Source organism: Streptococcus sp. 22.1 (assembly GCF_016648645.1).
Classification (GTDB): Bacteria; Bacillota; Bacilli; order Lactobacillales; family Streptococcaceae; genus Streptococcus.
In genome coordinates this window covers 1-616 of the sequence record NZ_JACLQK010000025.1, presented here as the reverse complement: position 1 = coordinate 616, position 616 = coordinate 1, and the positions used below count along the sequence as shown (strand labels likewise).

Annotated in this window: 1 protein-coding gene; it reads right to left on the bottom strand. The window is 30.0% G+C overall.

Annotated features, from left to right (window positions below; translation table 11 throughout):
* Position 1: 1 nt before the first annotated feature.
* Positions 2-544: a TetR/AcrR family transcriptional regulator gene (locus tag H7U04_RS10095; protein ID WP_037600293.1), complete on the bottom strand. Its 543-nt coding sequence runs from the start codon at positions 542-544 to the stop codon at positions 2-4.
* Positions 545-616 lie beyond the last annotated feature (72 nt).

Below are 616 nucleotides of genomic sequence, written 5' to 3'. Positions count from 1 at the left end.
ATTATTTCCAAAATAGCTGTTCAATTTTAATGATATTATCTACAACTTTTTCGGGACTTTCCGATAAATCATTATCAATCCAGGATGAGATAATGGTTTCAAAAGATGTAGAGAAGGCTTTTATCACAATTTCATCTGAAATCTTCGTCTTTTTCTTGATCTTTTCTCTAATAGCTGAGTTGTTATTTATAAGATCACAAATAAGTTGTTGAACCTTATCTTTAAATTGAACGTGAGGTGCTTTTGAAATTGCTTTAAAATGTTTATAGTCATTTTTTATTAATAGTAGAGCCTTTAAAAGCATGTCCTCTTTATCTAAATTTCCTTGGGCTAAAATCTCCCAAAATCTTTGCATCGTCTCTGTTCCGATAGAGTATGCTAAATCATCCTTATCAAGAAAATGTTGATAAAATGTTCCCCTACTAACATTTGCTCTCTGAGTTATATTTCCAATGGTTATTTTTGAGTACTCCATTTCAAGTAGGAGGTCTATCAAAGCAGACTTGAGGTTAGTAACGCTATTAGTCTTTCTTTTCTTTGTCATTTTTTCCTTAATTAAACATATTGTTTGATGTTGTCATGGTCAATATATGGGTATTATTATATTCTTTTTATG